General features: G+C 48.8%; 21 protein-coding genes. 19 read left to right on the top strand and 2 right to left on the bottom strand.

All coding sequences use genetic code 11. The annotated features are described in order from the left end of the window. The first annotated feature begins 11 nt into the window (after positions 1 to 11). From ACFPQ4_RS03295 to ACFPQ4_RS03205, 19 genes are all read left to right on the top strand, one after another. Complete coding sequence (locus tag ACFPQ4_RS03295) at positions 12 to 479, top strand: hypothetical protein (RefSeq protein WP_378110316.1); 468 nt, start codon at positions 12 to 14, stop codon at positions 477 to 479. Between the two features lie 61 nt (positions 480 to 540). Further along, the gene (locus ACFPQ4_RS03290) at positions 541 to 828 is read left to right on the top strand and encodes a hypothetical protein (protein WP_378110315.1); all 288 of its coding nucleotides are present in this window, start codon (positions 541 to 543) and stop codon (positions 826 to 828) included. A gap of 10 nt (positions 829 to 838) precedes the next feature. After that, a complete protein-coding gene (locus tag ACFPQ4_RS03285) occupies positions 839 to 1,405 on the top strand; it encodes a head-tail connector protein (protein ID WP_378110314.1) in 567 nt (188 codons plus the stop codon). A gap of 319 nt (positions 1,406 to 1,724) precedes the next feature. Continuing rightward, on the top strand, positions 1,725 to 2,135 hold the full coding sequence (locus ACFPQ4_RS03280; RefSeq protein WP_378110313.1) for a hypothetical protein: 411 nt from the start codon (positions 1,725 to 1,727) through the stop codon (positions 2,133 to 2,135). A 1-nt stretch (position 2,136) separates the two neighbouring features. Beyond that, positions 2,137 to 2,511, top strand: coding sequence for a minor capsid protein (locus tag ACFPQ4_RS03275; protein WP_378110312.1), 375 nt, complete (start codon positions 2,137 to 2,139; stop codon positions 2,509 to 2,511). A gap of 11 nt (positions 2,512 to 2,522) precedes the next feature. After that, a complete protein-coding gene (locus ACFPQ4_RS03270; RefSeq protein ID WP_378110311.1) occupies positions 2,523 to 2,855 on the top strand; it encodes a hypothetical protein in 333 nt (110 codons plus the stop codon). 5 nt (positions 2,856 to 2,860) lie between these two features. Next, positions 2,861 to 3,091 carry a hypothetical protein gene (locus tag ACFPQ4_RS03265; protein WP_378110310.1) on the top strand — a complete coding sequence of 77 codons (231 nt, stop codon included), beginning with the start codon at positions 2,861 to 2,863 and terminating at the stop codon, positions 3,089 to 3,091. Then, the gene (locus tag ACFPQ4_RS03260) at positions 3,081 to 3,608 is read left to right on the top strand and encodes a hypothetical protein (RefSeq protein ID WP_378110309.1); all 528 of its coding nucleotides are present in this window, start codon (positions 3,081 to 3,083) and stop codon (positions 3,606 to 3,608) included. The genes ACFPQ4_RS03265 and ACFPQ4_RS03260 overlap by 11 nt, the downstream gene beginning before the upstream one ends. Positions 3,609 to 3,684: 76 nt before the next feature. Next, a complete protein-coding gene (locus ACFPQ4_RS03255; RefSeq protein ID WP_378110308.1) occupies positions 3,685 to 4,122 on the top strand; it encodes a hypothetical protein in 438 nt (145 codons plus the stop codon). 53 nt (positions 4,123 to 4,175) lie between these two features. Further along, positions 4,176 to 4,397, top strand: coding sequence for a hypothetical protein (locus tag ACFPQ4_RS03250; protein WP_378110307.1), 222 nt, complete (start codon positions 4,176 to 4,178; stop codon positions 4,395 to 4,397). Positions 4,398 to 4,403: 6 nt separating this feature from the next. Then, the gene (locus tag ACFPQ4_RS03245) at positions 4,404 to 8,048 is read left to right on the top strand and encodes a hypothetical protein (protein ID WP_378110306.1); all 3,645 of its coding nucleotides are present in this window, start codon (positions 4,404 to 4,406) and stop codon (positions 8,046 to 8,048) included. Positions 8,049 to 8,061: 13 nt separating this feature from the next. After that, positions 8,062 to 8,358 (top strand): hypothetical protein, encoded by a 297-nt coding sequence (locus ACFPQ4_RS03240; protein WP_378110305.1) that lies wholly within the window; start codon positions 8,062 to 8,064, stop codon positions 8,356 to 8,358. Between the two features lie 55 nt (positions 8,359 to 8,413). Further along, on the top strand, positions 8,414 to 11,524 hold the full coding sequence (locus tag ACFPQ4_RS03235) for a glycoside hydrolase family 78 protein (protein WP_378110304.1): 3,111 nt from the start codon (positions 8,414 to 8,416) through the stop codon (positions 11,522 to 11,524). Positions 11,525 to 11,527: 3 nt separating this feature from the next. Further along, positions 11,528 to 13,222, top strand: coding sequence for a hypothetical protein (locus tag ACFPQ4_RS03230; RefSeq protein ID WP_378110303.1), 1,695 nt, complete (start codon positions 11,528 to 11,530; stop codon positions 13,220 to 13,222). Between the two features lie 299 nt (positions 13,223 to 13,521). Next, positions 13,522 to 14,262, top strand: coding sequence for a hypothetical protein (locus tag ACFPQ4_RS03225; RefSeq protein WP_378110302.1), 741 nt, complete (start codon positions 13,522 to 13,524; stop codon positions 14,260 to 14,262). A 13-nt stretch (positions 14,263 to 14,275) separates the two neighbouring features. Continuing rightward, positions 14,276 to 16,006, top strand: coding sequence for a NosD domain-containing protein (locus ACFPQ4_RS03220; protein WP_378110300.1), 1,731 nt, complete (start codon positions 14,276 to 14,278; stop codon positions 16,004 to 16,006). A gap of 65 nt (positions 16,007 to 16,071) precedes the next feature. Further along, positions 16,072 to 16,398 (top strand): hemolysin XhlA family protein, encoded by a 327-nt coding sequence (locus ACFPQ4_RS03215; protein ID WP_378110299.1) that lies wholly within the window; start codon positions 16,072 to 16,074, stop codon positions 16,396 to 16,398. A gap of 13 nt (positions 16,399 to 16,411) precedes the next feature. Beyond that, positions 16,412 to 16,768, top strand: coding sequence for a phage holin, LLH family (locus tag ACFPQ4_RS03210; protein WP_378110298.1), 357 nt, complete (start codon positions 16,412 to 16,414; stop codon positions 16,766 to 16,768). Next, positions 16,765 to 18,168, top strand: coding sequence for a glycoside hydrolase domain-containing protein (locus ACFPQ4_RS03205; RefSeq protein WP_378110297.1), 1,404 nt, complete (start codon positions 16,765 to 16,767; stop codon positions 18,166 to 18,168). The genes ACFPQ4_RS03210 and ACFPQ4_RS03205 overlap by 4 nt, the downstream gene beginning before the upstream one ends. A gap of 58 nt (positions 18,169 to 18,226) precedes the next feature. Here the strand turns inward: ACFPQ4_RS03205 and ACFPQ4_RS03200 are convergent, their stop codons facing one another. After that, positions 18,227 to 18,556, bottom strand: a complete 330-nt coding sequence (locus ACFPQ4_RS03200; protein ID WP_378110296.1) for a hypothetical protein — start codon at positions 18,554 to 18,556, stop codon at positions 18,227 to 18,229. A 58-nt stretch (positions 18,557 to 18,614) separates the two neighbouring features. Continuing rightward, complete coding sequence (locus ACFPQ4_RS03195) at positions 18,615 to 18,836, bottom strand: transcriptional regulator (protein ID WP_378110295.1); 222 nt, start codon at positions 18,834 to 18,836, stop codon at positions 18,615 to 18,617. Between the last annotated feature and the right edge of the window lie 124 nt (positions 18,837 to 18,960).

Below are 18,960 nucleotides of genomic sequence, written 5' to 3'. Positions count from 1 at the left end.
TTTTTTACGATATGAAATTTAACGTTGCCGAAATGGGTCACGTGGTCAATCTCATTCCCCCTATTGACATCACTGGGGGCAAAACAGGGGACGTTTTTTCGATGCGAGACTATTCCCACGCGACAATTATCGTCCAAATCGGTGTTAGTGCCGCAGCTTTTACGAAGATCATCCTTGAAGAATGCACCGATTTTACCGGCGCAGGCGCCGCAGCCCTTCCGTTTAATTTCTACAAAGAAGAAACGAGCGCCGATGACACATTGAGCGTACGTGAAGTAGTGCCGGCAGCCGGTTATACGCCTTCGGCCGTCGATAATATCTTCTATGTGATTGAACTGGACGCAGCCGAGTTGTCGGAAGGAAAGCAGTTCGTCCAATTGCGACTTACCAACGGCGCGAATAGCGTAATTGCTTCGGCAATTGCAATCTTGAGTGGCTCGCGGTACGCCGGCGATCAAAGCCCAACCGCAATTGCTTAAATATCCTAAGAATGGGCTGGGCGATCTCGCCTAGCCTGTTTTTTTCGGAGGGGATTATCAGGTGAAAGAAGTATTGCTCAGCTCCAGATACAAGGATTATAAGCCAGGGAGGATTTTGACTCTGGAGGACGATGAAGCGAGTCAGGTTGTCGCCAATGGATTGGGTGAGGTTATGGATTCTCCTATTCCGAGCGATAAAGACGATTCTGCACAACCGACCCTCGATGCTTTTGCTCAGTTAGCAGCTGGAGTGCAAAAAGAGTGGTTGGTTAAGCTTCAGATCGACGGCGATTCAAGTAATGAAGACAAGCGCGTAGCACTTTACGCAGCTTACCTGCAATCGACATGAGGTGAATCATGTGTTAACCACCATTAGTCGGTTAAAAGGGCTTCTCAAAATTCCATCGAGTGACACGGGCGAAGATTCCGAGTTGGAAGCAGTGATTATGGCTGCTAGTCAAGCGATCGAGAACCACTGTAATCGTTCGTTCGAACTCAAGGATCGGACCGAATTGTATGACGGTAGCGGGCTAGAGCATGTTTTCGTCCGTTCTTTCCCGGTAACGACTATCGATTCAATTAAAATAGCCGGCGAGGTTATTACCGATTACTTGAAGATTGAGAACTCCGGAATGATTTATCGGAAAAATAAATGGCCAAGGGGTCTGTATAACATCGAGATCAGTTACTCCGGAGGATACGTTCTTCCTAATGATGATCCGGATTCCGAAGTCGAAGGCAATCTTCCCAAACCAGTTGAACAAGCGGCATTAATACTTGCGAGAATGATCCACATGGGGGAATGGGGCAAAGAGTCGGAGCGGTTCGGCAATTCCTATAGCGTGACATACGCCAAAGGAGATCCCGGTCGGCTCCCACCTGTGGTGGAGGCACTTATTGGACCATACCGAAGGAGGATGGTCTGATGTATTTGCCTCATCGAGTGACAGTAATTCGAAAGGATCCGGACGAATCGAACATTGACCCCTTCGGGAATCGACCAACATTGGTAGAGGGGTCCTTTCCTTGTCGGATCGACGAAACGATCAAAGTCGTGAAGGACCAGCAAGGTGAAGAGGTTGTGTCTACGACGCAATTTATCTTCCCTGGTCAAATGCGTGTGGCTTTCATTGATGAGCTCCAATGGACTGATGTCGGCGGATCAATTAACACGAAAAGCCCGATAGCCATAGAGGCGCCTAGAGACGGAATCGGAAGAGTTCGTCTTTTTGTCGTGAGTTGCTGATGGCAGACGAATTTGAGATTGATCTCCGTGAAGTCTTTCGTGGCATTGAGTTTATGTCAAACCGGATCCGATCAGCTGCCGAACGTGGGATGAAAAACGCTATGGATGACTTGGCCGAAGAAGCCGATCACTTGGCACCAAAATTGACCGGTAAGTTACGTTCGAGTCGCAAGGTTGTCGTGACGGTTAATTCATACAGCGTTACAGGCGAAGTGACTTACGCTGCGACCAGTAAGAGCAAACGCGGTTGGGAGTTCAACTATGCACTACGACTTCATGAGTATCCGGGCCGGTTCGCTGATCCATCTACGCCCGGTACAGGACCGAAGTTCCTTTCGCGACCTCTTAAGGCAAAAAGGGCGACATATGAGCAGATGATTGCAGACGAGATTCGGAAGGAGTTGACGTAGCGTGCTGCGCACGATTGACCTTATTAATTTTCTGAAGACCGTTGTGCCGTTCACTTACTTCGCCAACGACTTTCCGAAAGATGCGCCTACAACGTGCGCGTTTGTTCGCTTGAACTCTGGATCCCCACCTTCAGGTTGGACGGTCTTACATCCATCGTTCCAAGTGGTTGTCAGGTCGCAGCCTAAAATGGACGGTGACGCGGAGTCTATTGCTATTTCTCTGCTTGAACAACTCGACCGGAAGACGGAATTCTCGATCGCAAGTCATCGCATCGTCATTTGCGAGGTTGAACAATCGGCGCCCTTCTACATCGGAGAGGATGATAATCATCGTCCAATGTACTCCGTGAACTTTGAATTAACAATGCAAAAGTGAGGTGATTGGAATTGCCAAGAACCAACATTAGCGTAGTAGATGCTTCTCCTACTGGAACGACAAAAACATACGTTGCTGCTGATGCGGCAAATGGTATGGAGTTCGTTAATACAGGGGAAGAGTTCCTTGAAGTAAAGAACGGTGCCGGTGCTTCAATGACCGTCACTATCGTTTCTGTTCCTTGCTCTCATGGACGAACCGGTGACCTCGTGATTACCGTAGGCGCAGGTGCGGAAGTAGCAATCGGTCCGTTCGTAGACTACCTGTTCAATCAATCCAACGGCAAAGTAAACGTGAACTTTTCGTCTGCGACGAGTATCACGGTTGCTGCTGTTAAGAGGTGATCATCTTGAAAAAACCGGAAACAACACCGCAAGACGCAGCTGCACCAGAGACGGCTCCAGTTCGAGAGGTCAGAGTCCGGGTGCTCACAGAGCACCGACTCAATTTCGGTACCGCCCAGAAGCCGATTTACAAGACCAAAGACGACGAGATCGGCTGTGCTCCAGAAGTAGCAGAACGCCTTGCCGTGCGCGGGTATGTCGAAATCATGAAGGAGGATGAGCTTAATGGCAACTGACGTAACGAAAATCAAGCTCGGTCCGTGCAAAGTAATATTCGATGTTTTAGGTACTCCTATCACGTTGGAAACGACACAAGGTGGGGTTACGCTGGTATACGAGGAAACCGACAGAGACGTAAAAACGGATCAATACGGTGATACTCCGGCTAAGAAAATCATAACAGGAAGAAATGCTAGGTTCGAAGTTCCATTTGCAGAATATGATTTGGACAAACTCACTCGAATGATTCCGGGAAGTACGCTTATAATTAACGGCCCTGATCCGACTAAGAAGCGAGTCGTCGTGAATGCGGGAAGCGTTATCGACTTGCTTGATTATGCTAAGCAGGTTAAATTGATACCTCTCGCTGCTGGTACGACGGAAAATGAATCGGTCACGCTTTATAAAGCTGCGCCGCGGCCGAAGATCAACTACAAATACGACTACAACGGCGAGCGAATTTCCAATGTAACTTTCGAAGGATTCCCTGACTCCAACGCAAACCTAATTGCTTTCGGCGACATGTCTGCATAATAGTTTCATCATTCAAAAACGGGGCTTCCATTGGGAGGCTCCGTTTTATTTGAGTTCATAAACATCGGGAGGGGTAATGATGAAAGGTATTTTTAATCGCGCAAACAATTCCGCAAATAACGCGGACTATATAGATTTCGGCGGGAACAGGATAGAAATTCCCAAATTAACGATCGCCAAATGGAGGCTCCTCTTTGATCGTGTTGAGACGCTGCCGAGCATCCTCATAAACATCTTCTCTTCCAGAAATTCATCTAACTTTTCAGCTACCTTAATTGCCGGACTTGGTCTCGTCCTAGATGAGATTGTCGAACTGGTATCTGTCCTTACGGGCCGAGAAAGGGAATGGATCGAGGAAAATGTCGATCACAACGAGCTGATCGAGTTCATCACAAAAACAGCCGAGAAAAACGACTTTGCGTCAGCTGTAAAAAAGTTCAGCGCCGCGTTCGGCAAGTGGGTGAAGAACGGCGCGGCCATGCAAGAAAAATCACGCTCGACGAGTGGCTCTTAGAGTGTGCGGTCCGGCTCGGAGTAACGCAAATACAGTTTGAGACGGGTTACTACATGATCGACTTACCTTTGCTGATGGACAAGCACGAACAAATCGTAGCAGAGCACAGAATGGCGCTTCTCGACATCTCGTCATACCCACACATCGCTGAAGATGGTGATAGAGAGCAAGTCTTTGAAAGACTACGAGCGCCTCTTATGAGAGGCGAGGAAGATGATGACAAGTTTGATGCTGAGGGCTTTGCTGCTCTCCGCGCGCGGTTAACTGGGGGGTGAGCTTAGGTGGTAGCAGAAGTAGGATCGATAAAAGCGCGAATGGAGTTGGATGCCCGCGGGTTTAATTTGGAACTTCTGAAAGCGAAGCAGAGCCTGACTGCATCCGCTAGCGAAGCCCAGAAGGTCAATAAAGACTTTAAGCAGATAACTCGATCGCTCCTAGACTTAGGAATGAGCGGCAAAGAGATTCGGAAGGTACAGCAAGAGTTTCGACAAATGCGCCCTGATGTAGTAAATCAGCAAGTGCAGCAACTTGAGATCAAACTTCGCCGCCTTGGCGCGACGTCGGATCAAATCGCTCGAATTAAGTCGAAGATGGTTGAAGTACAGGAAGAGACAAAACGTACAGAAAGCCGCATGAATACACTTCATGGGGCATTGATTGCAGTCGGATCAATTGCAGCTATTAGCGGTTTGGTGAACATGATCAAGGGATTGGCGGCAGAAGCCAATAAGACAGCGATGGCTTATCAAGGTCTGACCGCAATCTCGAAATCTTTAAACTTGAACGTCGAGGAAACGACTGGCCTCGCTCAAGAGCTGGCTGATAAGGGCTTCATGAGTTTGGCAGAATCGACCGAGGCGGTAAAAACCGCGCTCGCTACTGGACTGAGCATCGAGGAAGCTAGGAAGTTGATTACCTCACTCGGAGACGCTGCAGCGTATAACCGGCAAGCCAATTACGGTTGGGGCGAGTCGATCGTCGTCACGCTACAAGGGATTAAGCAGGGTAATAGTACGCTTACTGATGCGGTTGGTGTAACAACCAACCTCTCACAAATGTATGATCGTTACGCTGCTTCGATCGGTACAACAGCAGGTAAACTCACCGACGCACAAAAGGTTCAGGCTGCTTATAACGGGTTTATCTCTGACTCTGCGCTCTATGCCGGCAATGCAGATCAAGCTATGGAAGGTTATGCGGGTTCACAGGCACATTTTAACCAATCTATGCAGACGGCTAGAGCAGAACTTGGGGAGGCATTCCTTCCAGTTTTACAACAATTGATGGATACGATCGTTCCGATAATTAGCGGGTTCGCAGAGTGGGCGAAAAACAACAAGGAAGTTATCGCAGGGGTCGCGGCGGCGGCTGTAACCCTTGGAGCATTAATCTTGGGAGCTACGACACTGGCATCAGTGATAACGACGCTATCGGCGGCATTCGCAGCGTTGAATCTCTCATTGGGACCTATAGGTTGGGCAATCACAGCGATCGCGGCGGTAACGATTGGAGTGACGGCTTATAAAGCTGCTGCAGATGCAGCATCCCATTCGGTGTCCGAATTCGCCAAAAATCAAAAAGACCTTAACGCCGCGCTTAATGACTCACCAGTAAAAATAAGCGCAGATCAGTATCAGAAGTTGAGCGACAACATCAACATCTTGAACGAAGTCTTAGAGCGCCGAAAGAAATTACAAGATGAGTATGATCGTCGCGAGAAAGACGCACACGAAGGGCGCGGCAGTATCGAGAATACCCAAGCATTATTTGATCTGGCAGATAGCATTAAAGCTGTCGACAAAGAGCTTAGAGGCATGGACTACTCATCAGTTAGAGAAGCAGAAGCATCCTTACTAAAGATGAGGGATGCCTCTAAAGGGGCTCTTGGTGCAGTTGTTGATCTTCAACGCGCGAGCATGAGCGAGACGATCGCACATGCGGATAACGTGAAAGAGATTCGGGGCCTTATCGATGAGTATGAGACTCTTAGTAAATCGGCTAATAAGACCGAGGAACAAAAGAGTCGGTTAGAGGCGGTTGTGAAGGCACTGAAGAAAGAGTACCCAGATCTTATAACACAATTGGATCAGGAAAATGTTTGGCATCTAAAAAATGTCGACGCTCTGAAGGATTACGTAAATGGGGAAGAGGCGCGTGTTAAAGCAGCTTCAAAAGCTTCCATTGAGACATTAACAATAGCTCAGACAGAAGCGAAAGAGCGAGCAAGATTAGCGCAAGAGACCATTAACGCAATCGAAGAGATTGAAGGCGGTAAAAAGAAATCAAACTTACCGAATTTCGGGAAGATGATGCCTTTAGCTGGCAGCGATCCATTGACGGACTCTCTGATAAAGAAAGAAAAAGAGAAATTACAAACCGAAATAAACGACAGCAATTTTGCAATTAATGAGGCGAAAAAGCTGATCGAGGACATGTCCACGGAAAACTGGGACGAGTTCCGTCCTAAACCTTCCGCGGTCTCGCCTGAAGTGAAAAAAGACAAACCGAAAACACTTGCTGAGATCCAGCAAGAGCAATATCAGGCATCATTAAAGCTGAATGAGTATAAGAAAGACATGGGCCGGATGAACGAGCAGCAAGAATTGGACGAACTGAATCGCCTTAAGAAGAAGTATGAAAGCAACGCCGACATCCGTATGGATCTAGAAGTGAAGATCCACAAACTCGAAGAGTTAATGGCGCAAGAGAAGAAAGATCTTCAAGAGAAGTCTGCCAATGCATCTTTCAAGTTCTCGCAAGAGTGGATCGAGCAAGAAGAACGCCGGATGACATTGGCCGGCAAGAGCGAAGAAGAAATCGCTCAAATGAAACTTGAGGCATGGACCCGCGTCCGGAATCGTTATGCAAAGGATTCCGATCTTTATAAGCAAGCTGACACTCAAATATACCAGGCGCGGATATCCCTCATTCGCGAGACCGAGCAAGCGCAAAACAGTCTTGCCAATTCGCTTGAGCAAGGCTATTCCAAGAAACTCACGGCAGCACTTAAGAGTGCGGAGACCGAGCTCAAGCACACCTTGGATGGGATCGATAACAAAATTAAAACGGTGAATACCGCGGCAGAGCAGTCGGTAAATAGCCTGCGAGATGCGATCGAAGGTGTGAATGAGGAATTACAGCGCGAACTTGATATCTATGAAGCGCAAATTAATGCCTTGGAACAAGCGAAGCAACAGGATGATCGCGCACAGGCCGAGTCGGAACACAACAACCGACTTAAGGCGCTGGAAGACCAAAAGACGTGGCTTAACGAGAACGGAAATGCAGATCCATTCGAAATCGCTGCGCTCAATCGTCAGGTTAGCGATGAACAGCAAGCGTGGGCCGATCAACAAAAGCAATGGAGTTTCGATGATGAGCGCCAACGCCTTGAAGGATTGAAAACGGCAGCGCAGGATCGTGCAGAAGTTCGCCGCAACGAACTGGAAAATCAAATTTCCGCGATTGAGAAATCGAAGGCTATTCAGGTAGCAGCTCTTGATGATGAGAAGGAACGTCTTCAGGACCATTGGAACAATGAAGAGACTGGCGTCCGAGCAATCATGGAAAACGGTCTGATCGATACTATCGCGGATATGGCGGCGCATGATGAAGGGTTCAGAGAGCGCGGAGAACTGATGATGGAATCATTAATTAACGGTATAGCATCGAAGAAGGAATCCCTTGAAGCGGAGCTCGCGTCGATCCAGTCGCTTATTGGGTTTAGTGATACCTCGATGCCAAGCACCATCCAAGCTCCTAAAACCGGAACACCGAATGTGGCTTCAAGAGATGCGGCTATTGCAGCAGCTGCCAACTCACCGAAGTCGATTACTCTGTATAACCAGATGGATGGTAAGACGATTTCCAAAGAAGTTATTAACCTTGTCGGGAATGAAATACTACAGCCAATCAGGGCTAAATGAGGAGAGAATCGATATGACTCAGCAAGCAACAATGTGGCAAGCTCAACTGGCAGACGGAACAAAAATGCGCGGCGGGCAGACGAACATTTTCCCCGACGATCTGAATGTCGGAGCGGTACCGATCGATCAAATGAAGACCTTCACCGTATCTCACAACACGTTCGCATATACTTACTACGCGCCTACGAAGAAATGGTATAAGGACGGTAAGCTCACCACGTTTGCCTACCCGACAGAGTTCGGCATGCAGGATGGCAGCCTGCTGACGATCGACTTCGCGGCGGGGTTGTTGGTGCTTACGCAAGTATAAACTATCGCAAGGCGGCTCTCGGGTCGCCTTCTTTTTTATAAGGGAGGGTGATACCGTGGGAACAATTATCGACATCAGACAGTTGCCTGTTGACAACTCGATCCAGTTCATACCGGCGGAGGGAGCCGACCCGGCGTATTACGCAGCGGATAATGGAATCGTGAGGTCGGAGTTCTACGAGACCAACAACCGCGTTATCTTGCAATACAGAGGTCGCAACTTCTCATGGACGCCGAACGAGATGAAATATATCGACGCTGACGGGGTCGAGGACATCATCTATAATGTTACGGACGTACCACTCGAAACTAAAGCGAACTATGCACGATTTAACCGCTCCATGCCAGACGTTGACGATTGGTTTACGCAGGAGAACGACCGGCTCAAACACTCGATACTTTTGCAGGGGTTCCAACGCGATCCGCTGCCATGGCTAACCGAGCAGATCAACTTCGTCATCGGCGGTCGCTTAGAGTTTGACGCTGATCTGCGCGTTAGGATTAACGGCGATATGGTCGTCACTGGCGAGTTCGTGACGGCTGGCGCGATCGAGATCATCGACCAGGACGACAATGTGCTATTTACGCTACCGCCGATTGTCGTTTACGACAGCGGCATCCCAGAGCGGGCAAGCACAACTGGGAGTTACCGCGTCACGTCCAACGTCGACGGTGTCCTCGCCTTTGATATAGTCGTGGACAATGAATGGGTGTCGAGTGTGGATCGCATATACCCAATCATTATTGACCCGACCACGGTAGTAAGCGGTGCATACACCACTAGGGGCAATGCTGGTCGCAAGATAATACGCCTTAGTAATGGGTGGTTGGTGTGTTCCGTCGTACTATCCGAGAATGTCGTTTGGCTGAAGTCTACAGATGGCGGCACCACATGGAGTCAGATCTGCTCTTGGGGTACGTCTGGTGCTAGTCCGAGTCCGTATATGTGTGCATCTGGTGTTAACGTCATATCTATCATATTCCGTGGTGGGTTTATATACGCTGTAAGGTTCAATGCTACTACTCAGACCAATGTCAATCTATGGGGCGTAACAGCGCAAGAGACGTTAATGACGCCGAGTTCTGCTTCAACGGCACAATCCGATGCAGGGCAGGCGCTTTATGCAGAAAGTGCATCGATAATTCACGCGGTATATGCACTTAAGGTGAGCGCATATCCGAACAGTGCAAACATCATGTATAGGAAGTCTACGGATGGTGGCGTTACTTGGAGCGCGGAGGAAATGTTAAGCACCACTAATAGTTCCGCGACAACTAACACCAATCCATCTATTTTCGTAAGATCTGGGGTTCCATATGTTGTATACTTCAATGGCTCAGGCAATTACTTCTTGGCGATAATTAGCAAGCCAACAACTCTTTGGACAACCCCAACATACCTCGTCAATGTATCTACTGTGGTTGCCAACCCATTTTCACTCTGCAAGAGATACGGCTCCAACATTGGGCGTATTTGGGCGGTGTGGCATGGGTTGGATGCTACTGAACCAGCCGCATTTAACATCTGGAGATCATATTCAGACGATGGCGGGGTAAACTGGACAACATCTAAACTTACGACAGGCAATACTTCTAGTAAGACAATGCCAACTCTCGCTGAGGACACGGACGGTAATATATACCTATTTTACATGGATGTTTCCTCTGGGGTGCTGTACCAGAAATGTCCGAATGGTACAACTACATTTGGGTCCGCAACCGTGTTTGCGGCTAGTAGCGCATATCCCGCTATAGAAGCAGAACCGACATCAGCCTATATCGGTGTTATATATGAGAATGTATCGACAGTAAAATTCGACAAAATACAGCTTAATGTACCACCAAATGCTCCAACTCTGACTCCCATGGCGAACTTCGATGCTACGATTGCACAGACATTCGCTTGGACATTTAGCGATCCAGATGCCGGAAATACGCAGTCAGCATTTCAGTTGCTGATCAAACGAGTCAGCGACGGAGTGACCGTCTTGGACACTGGAAAAGTAGCATACACTCTTGGGGGATGCTCCGTTAGTAGCGGCATTCTAGCCAACAACATGCAGTATCAATGGCAGGTTCGGACTTGGGATAACTCGGATGTTGTTGGTCTGTATAGTTCCTTATCCACGTTCTGGACATCAGCCAAGCCAACCGTCGCAATAACCTTCCCAGCGGTGGATGGTGCTTCGATCACCACTAACAGCTTAACCGCTGCGTGGTCATTTTCTGATCCAGAATCTGAGGGGCAATATGCCTATCGAGTCAGGCTAACGACATCAGCGGATGTTGATCTCTGGGATAGTGGGAAAATATTAGATGTTGCCGCAAGAACTCGGACTATCGGTTACTCTTTGGCGAACTCAACGTCCTATAAGATAAAGATTACCGTTTGGGATCCGAAGGATATTGCTAGTACCGAAGTAACGCGAACATTTGTTACTAGCTTTACGGTTCCAGCAACTCCGACAATTGTGGCATCTCCCCAGAACGGCTACATCAGGATTGCTATCACAAACCCCACACCGACTGGGTCTCAACCAACCGTAGCAAGCAATGATTTATATCGTCGACCGCTACCTGATGATACATTATTGGACTCTGGCTTGCTGATCGATGCAGACTTCCCGCTGGACAACTCCAATCAGTGGGTGAGAATCGCGACTGGAATCGCGCTAAACGAGGTCTATAACGATTATAACGTTGCATCCGGTGTGAGATACGAGTATTACGTTCAGGCACAAGGGAGCAACGGCACGGCAGCGTCAAGCGCAACTGCAATCCAAAAAATTGATCTATTTGGCGTATGGCTTCATGATGTCCTTAGCCCATCCGGGACGGCATACATGTTCTCCTACGATGGCAGAGGACGCACTTCAACCTGGCAAACAGAAGTCTCTATGATGCAGTTTGTTGGGAGGTCACGACCAGTGGCTGAGTTTGGATCAAGCGCTGATGATCGGGTTCGTTGTGATCTCGAGATTATAAAGGGTAGCGTTGATTACAGAGCACTACTTGGACTCGTGAGACGTCGTGCAACACTTTGCTATCGTGATGGCCGAGGTCGTAAGATGTTTGGAATCGTTGGTCAACTGCCACAGAATGACGAAGCATTTGGTTACACTTTGACTATAGAAGTGATCGAAACTGCTTTCACCGAGGAGGTGTGATCGGTGCAAAGTCTTGCGAGGAATGGATTCTCGTCCGCTCAGGTGAAAAAGGCACTACATGCAGCCAATCGTCAGATTGACTTTCGGTATGAGTTGGTGAACGCATCAAACCAATATATAAGGGATCTGACGACAATCACTGAGGCAAGCGTATCGGTGAGTATTGAAAGTGAGATTAAAAGAACTGCTCGGTTCACGCTGCTGGATGACGGTAGCGTGAATTTTCTTTCTGATCGGATTAAACCATACGTTCGCGTTATGATTCCGAGATCAGCATCCTATGGCCGCACCATATTTTATGATGATTTCGAAACTGGTCTAAATGGTTGGAGTACCGCAGGTAGCGGAGTTATTTCCGCTTCAACGGTCGGTACCTATAAGACATTGAAAAAAACTGTCAACGGAGATCCGAATGGAGGAACAAAGGCTCTTAGTGTGACGGTTAATGATTTTGACCTTTCAGCTTTTGTGTACCGTGAATCTATATCAGGTTCAAATGGTACGCGAATAGGACTTGAAGATCCAAGCGGAAATGGTTATGGAATTAGCATTGGATATGCTTCGACTCCAAGTGATTCAACCATTTCAATCGTCCGGCGAGCAAGTTCATCACTTACAACAATAACACCGACGACCAACCTTACCGTGAACATAAATCAGTGGTATACATTCAGACTCTCTAAGAGAGGAAATGTGATCACCGCAAGTGTGTATAACGGAAGGATTACAGATTTCACCTCAGGACTAATTGCATCGATGTCTATCATCGATGATACGTACAACACGTTCAATACAGTTGTAGTGCGCGGAGGGACAGAATTTCATGTCGATGATCTGAGAGTTGTAGATAAGCAGGATACAGGGTTTGTAGAGTTTCCTCTGGGCGTCTTTCTTTTGGCTACACCAAAGCGGAAGTCCGATCAATCAGGACAAGTAACTAGAAACATTGAAGCGTACGATCAACTTCAGGTCCTGAGAGATGATCGAACAACCGGTCAATATTTAATCGCAGCTAATACTGGCTATATTGCGGCAGTGAAAACTTTGCTCGACAGTGCAGGCATCACACTACAGAATTTGACGCCTTCGAGTAAAGTGATACCGGTTGATCGTGAATGGGATGGCGGAACGCCGCGGCTTACGATTATCAACGACCTCCTGTCCGCGCTGAACTACAATCCGTTGTTCTTTGACGAGAATGGTGTCGCAGTTGCATGGCCATATATAACACCGGATCAGCGGGCAGCAGAGTACACTTATGCGGACAATCAAGAGAGCGTCATCTTCCCGGAAGTGGAGGAGACGCTCGATTTGTTTGATATCCCAAATCAATTTGTACTCATAGTCAGCCAACCAGATCGCGCAGTGTTGAAGTCGATTTATACCAACAGCAATCCAGCATCTCTTACCTCAACAGTAAATCGAGGTCGGACAATTACAACATACCTTCCAGTGGACGCGGTCGACCAAACGACTTTGGATAACCTTGCGCAGGCAGCTGCTTTCAAGGCATCACAAGTGTATCAGGCAGTGACTTTCGAAACAGCAATTATGCCTCAACACAGTTACAACGACGTCTATAACTTCCAATTTTCGAGGCTTGGAATTAGTGAGAAGTATGAGGAAATCGGTTGGACGCTGCCAATGAAATCTGGCGGGCAGATGGAGCACACAATCCGCCGAGTGGTTTCGGTCTGAGGAGGCGGTTAGATGGTTCGTGGACTTTTGAACGCGATCTCTGAGCTGGTTAAGAAAGAGGTAAGGTCCCAACAGTTGGCTGCCAGCGGGTTAGCAACCATTAGGTATGGGACAGTCACAGATGCTACAGGTCGCCCGAAAGTGCAATTTGATGGAGAAACAGCAGCAACGACCCGACGTTATCCATATTTGGCTTCTTATACTCCAACGATAAATGATCGGGTTCTATTGATACGTGGGGGTACAGGCAGTTGGGTAGTGGTTGGAAAAATAATTTAACCATTCGGGTGGTGAAATAATTGTCGGTGCTTAATGGGGGAATGTCGTTACGTGAGATGTATCCGATTCTGAATCAAAAAATTCAGGAGTTAGAGGATTTAATCGCCAGCATTAGTGGCGGCGGTGGCGGCGGTTCTGGCGATATGCTCAAATCGGTCTACGATACCAACGGTAATGGTGTTGTGGATCAAGCGGCGAAGTTGCAAACGGCAAGGACTATAACGCTAACAGGCAGTGTATCGGGCTCTACGTCCTTTGACGGCTCCAGTGATGCGACGATTAACGTAACCGGCGGCGGTGGCGGTGGCGTAACGGTCGGGACATCATTACCAACGGCGGCAGTAGGGCTTAGGGGCAACCTTTACCTTTTACAAGGTGTATCTGGTGTTGCAGAAGTCGCGAGCCTTGCAGTTTCGGCAGGCTGTACGACAAACGGAAACGTAACGGTGACGCTGGACGGAAATTCGTTTGATGTCGCCCTGACGACTGCGTCTCAAGGTACGGCCGCGAACGTTGCTACGAAAATACGCGGCACGACGTTTGCAGGCTGGACGACGGGCGGCTCCGGCACGACGGTTACGTTCACGTGCAATACAACAGGCAACAAAGTGAATGCAACATATTCCGCGGGATCAACAGGTGCATCCGGCACCATGACAACGCCGACGCAGGGTGTACTCGAAACGGCAGATAGCCTTTATATCTGCATAAGACTAGCGAGTGGCTCCTATGACTGGGCTTCCATTCCATTAGGCTTGTAAGGGGGGACCGACAATGGTTATGGCGATGAGTACCGTAAATCCGCGGCTAAACGGTGCGAAAGGTGATAACACGCAGGATGATACGCTCTACATCCAGAAAGCGATCTGGCAGGCAGAGCAAACAGGCATTTTGCACGTGACAATCCCGGCAGGCAACTACAAAATTACGGACACCATCAAGATCGAGGGTTCGACAGGCTTGACCATCGATTGTGAACGTGGCGCTATCTTCTACTCGTCGGTTGATAACACAAAGACTGGCGTGCTTGAGTTTAAAACGACGAGCGCAAACTATTGGCGCGGTAGGCGAACGACGATTAACGGTCTGCGGATAATCAGCAATACGACGGGTGTCGGCACGGGCGTTTACATCAACGGTGCGGCGCAGTGGTACTTGCACAGGTGCTATATCGAGAACTTCAAGTCCGGACTCAAGCTAGCAGAAACCTACTACGGCGGCTTAGCTCACTGCTGTTTCTCGGCGAATACGTATGGGTTTCACACGGTGGGTTCGGAGTCCAATACGATCGACGTCCACAACTGTACGTTCACGACGGAGAGCGCGGTAACGGACCCAACGCAGTCGGCGGTCCGGCTAGAAGCGATCGCGAACAACATCAAGCTACACGGGCTGACGATTGAAGGCTATACCCGCGGAATCGTGTGCGCGCAGACAACGTCCGGGCACGCTGGTGTCATAAGCTGTAGAGACAACTACTTCGAATTGGTTCCGACGATCTATGATTTCACGGAGAAGAATGAGGCGTGCTTCCTTGATGTAGACATCGATGATAACCGCCTCTCAGATACCGGGCAGGCCCAACATATCAAGCTGGGACCGGGCAACTACAAACTGTTCAACACTCAGATGAACGGAAATAAAGTGTACGTGAAGAATGATACGATCTACCGGATAAGCCTCAACACGGACATCAACATCGACACCGACATCGCTACTGCGACCTCTTGGGCGAACGGTGACTCGCAGGATGGATTCTTCCAAGTGAACACGGGATTGTTGAAGTTCTACGATCAGAACCCGTGGTTGTACAGCACTCGCGGAGACACTAGCGTTTATCCAGGCAAGCCACACCTGCCGTCGATCATCGACAAGCAAGCGGTCATCGCAATTTCTCCGTACGACGAGACGAAGATGTCCAAAGCTTTTCCGATCTTTTCGATCAACTGGCGCGATGTGGTGTTCGAAAAAGGTGGACCTGTGATGAAAAGCCCGGATGGCACCTACTACCGTCTTGTGGTAGCGAATAACGGTACGTTGTCGACGGTCAACGTGACAGCGGCTAAAACCAATTTTGCGCCGAATATCGGGTCTGTGCCGATTCTTGAAGTCGGACGCAAGGAAGTCGCAGGCGGTAGTGACGCTTACGCGGCAGGTAAACGTATCTATATCGCGGAAATCAATCGCACATTCGTCAAAGTGGGCTCACAGTTCGAGGATACTACGATCTCCGGCAAGCGGGCGATAGGTACGGGCGCACAGGCAGGCGCAATCACACACACAGGTACGGCGTACTTTTGGAACACGGACGCTGGTGCGGAATTCTTCTACGTGTGGGCTTCGTCTATGTGGTGCTGGTGTGGCGATAGTATAGCAACGGCATCTACGGTACGCGCAGTAGGTACGGCGGCACAGCGCCCTGCGTCTCCAGGCATCACGGGCATGAAGTATTACGCGACAGATACAACGGTGTATACGACGTGGTCCGGCTCAGCGTGGGTGTAATCAGGAAACTTGGGTAAAACGTGTTCCGCTTATGTGGGGCTTATTTAATTTGGGGCGGTGATCAATTGGGCGTAGAAATCGAGAAATTAAATGAAATAGCCGTCAAAGTAAGTGGGATGGAGGCTACGCAAAGGGCCCAATCCGATGCAGTTGGTAAAATGGCCAGTAGTGTTGAAAGGCTTGTCGAGAAACTGGAGAAGTCAGATGACATTGCTAGAGAAGCGGATCAACGAGCGCGTGCTGCCCATCATCGTATTGATGATACAAATGTTCAAGTCAGAGAAGTAAAGGACGACATCAAGTGGCTATGGCGAACAATAGTCGGAGCAATTATTGTAAGTGGGGTCGGCGGAGCAATCGCTTTTCTTTGGAAGGGAATCGAGAATAACTAAGGAGATGATGAAAGTGAAAGGATTAGAACCGTATATTGGAACAATTGTGGAGGCCCTTGTCGGCCTCCTTGTTACGTATATCCTCGCAGTGATTGCCTCTTTAAATGGCAGGTTAAAAGAATGGCTAAAAACTCGAACCAGCGCTCAGCAACGAGAAGTATTACATCGAATAGCAGCGGAGGGATTCGCGCTAGCTGAATCCTTATTTAAGGGATCTAGCGGTCCCAAGAAGCTAAACAAGGCCATGCTTTATGTTCTCGATGAGGCGACTAAGCGTGGGCTTGTAATATCTCAAGATTCGATTAGAGCGGCGGTTGAAAAAGCCGTGCTAGAGCATAACGCGAAGGTTAAAGGCGGGAAAGCAGCATGATCAAGCATACTCGCGTACGCATCGTTAATGGGAAAATGGAAGAAGCTCCGTTGCAATATAGCGGGGCATATAGCAAAGCTCAGGGGTGGACGGACATTCGTGTTGCCGATATCCCACTGGCAGCAGTCATGTCGACCGAGCTCGTTATCGCAAAGGGCAAAACCGTCCCGCAGATCCTCGCTGATCTTGTATCTAGGAAAGGCGGCAATTGGCTAGTCTTTAACGCTTCATTTTTTAATCAACAGACTGGCACAATCGTCGGAAAAGCCTACCAAAACGGCAAGATCATTGCCCAAGATGTCGCAGGCAAAACCGAGCATAGACCACACCTCTATCACAAAGGTGGTCGCTTTGGCGTTGGTCGCCTGGCGACACCAACTGGAGTGGATTGGGCGGTTGTAGATGTCCCGACACTTACAGCAGGTGGTAAAGCACTTGCACTGCGACCAGAGGAAAAGACACCAAGCGACGTTCAAGCAATCAACCCGCGCATGATCGCAGGCATAAAGCCAGATGGCACATTCGGAGTCATTGCAGTCGATGGAAGAGGCAACGTCGACCGCGGACTCAATTCGAAGGAATCGGGCATCCTCGCGATGAATCTTGGATATGGAGAGTCAGTCAACCTCGACGGAGGTAGCTCCGCGACGATCGCAACGAATAACCGCCAACTGCTCGATGCACTCGAAATTGACAAAGACCACAAGAAGCGCACATACCATGTAGCCGACATGAGTCGCAACCATTCGGCCGCGCCGGTACATCATGCGGTTGCGATCCAATTCGACCCGGCCAAACTCTTCCCAAAGCCGGTAACCCTGTTCGGCGTTGATTGCGCACAACCACTCAATGCCACAAAAGCAAAGGCAGTTGCCGGGCAGGGTGCAAAGTTCGTGGCGCGGTACCTCGTTCCGGAAGAATACAAATGGAAAAGACTTACCCTAAGCGAAGCCCAAGCAATAGCAGCTGCAGGCATGCAAATCGTTAGCGCGTTCGAGACGAAGGCAAATCGGCCGGAAGGCGGTGCTCTGGCCGGCACTGAAGATGGATCGAAAGCGTATAAAGAAGCGATCGCGATCGGACAGCCAGTCGGTACAGCAATCTACTTCGCCGTAGACTACGACACAGGGCCAAAAGACTATGATACGATTGAGGCATACTTGCGCGCGGCCGCCATGGCGATACCCGGTTACGAGGTAGGTGCATACGGAGAGTATGAGATCATCGAGGAGATGGCGAAGCGCGGCGCGGCGAAACACTTCTGGCAGACTTACGCCTGGAGTGCTGGAAAGAAGTCAGCTCACGCGGACATCTGGCAATACAAAAACAATACGGTTCTCGCCGGCCATCCAGTTGACTTTAATGAGTCGTACCGTACCGATGTGGGATGGAAAATTTAAGGCATAATAATTCAGCCCGGGGGCTTCGGCTCCCGGGCTTTTGTTATTTACAAGTGATTTAGATTTTGAACCCAGATAACTTATCCATCGAAGCCTTAGAATTGCCTAACTTAGGGGCGGAGCTCGGCGTTACTCCTCGTTCAAGATTACTTAAGCGAATCGATGTACTCTCCACATGCTCAAGAATAAGTCCTAATGCGTAAAAGACGATACCGCTGATTATACCGCTAATCCACCAGTAAATCGCAATCGACCATCGAAATGCAGCTTCATAATCGCTCCCAAGCAATTGCTCCAAAGTATCATCGGTTCGATTAGCTTGGAAAATGCCAATGATAATTGCCAGAATAATTGAAGCCCATCCTAGCCCCTTAAGTAACTTTGCCACGATTTGCTCACCCTTTTTCTCATTGATAATTCTATTCTACGCAACCAATTGTTATTTTTCACCAGAAATCTTTCGATTCCACATCTAAATTCGAAAGTTTCTTTGCAGCTTCGGCCAATGCAGTTTTGGTTATTCCTCTTAATGCCGGCTCATCCTCATTGCACGCCTTCGAGACCGTATCCTTATTCAGACCGGTTTCCCTCCGTATATCCTCTTGATCGATCTCATGCTTATCAAGAAACCTCCCGAATTTACTCCTTCTCTTTCCTAATCCGAGCACTTGACTCACCCTCGTCCATTTTTCCGATTTATATCAGTTTGGACGAGAATCTACAAAAAGATACAAGCTAGGTTGATATAAATCGGAAATATGCCCAAGTTGTCGCCATAGTTATAGAAGCAGA

This window comes from Cohnella yongneupensis, from assembly GCF_042655785.1.
GTDB classification, from domain to species: domain Bacteria; phylum Bacillota; class Bacilli; order Paenibacillales; family Paenibacillaceae; genus Cohnella; species Cohnella yongneupensis.
The sequence above is the reverse complement of the archived record's forward strand: the minus strand, read 5'-3'. Positions and strand labels throughout refer to the sequence as shown.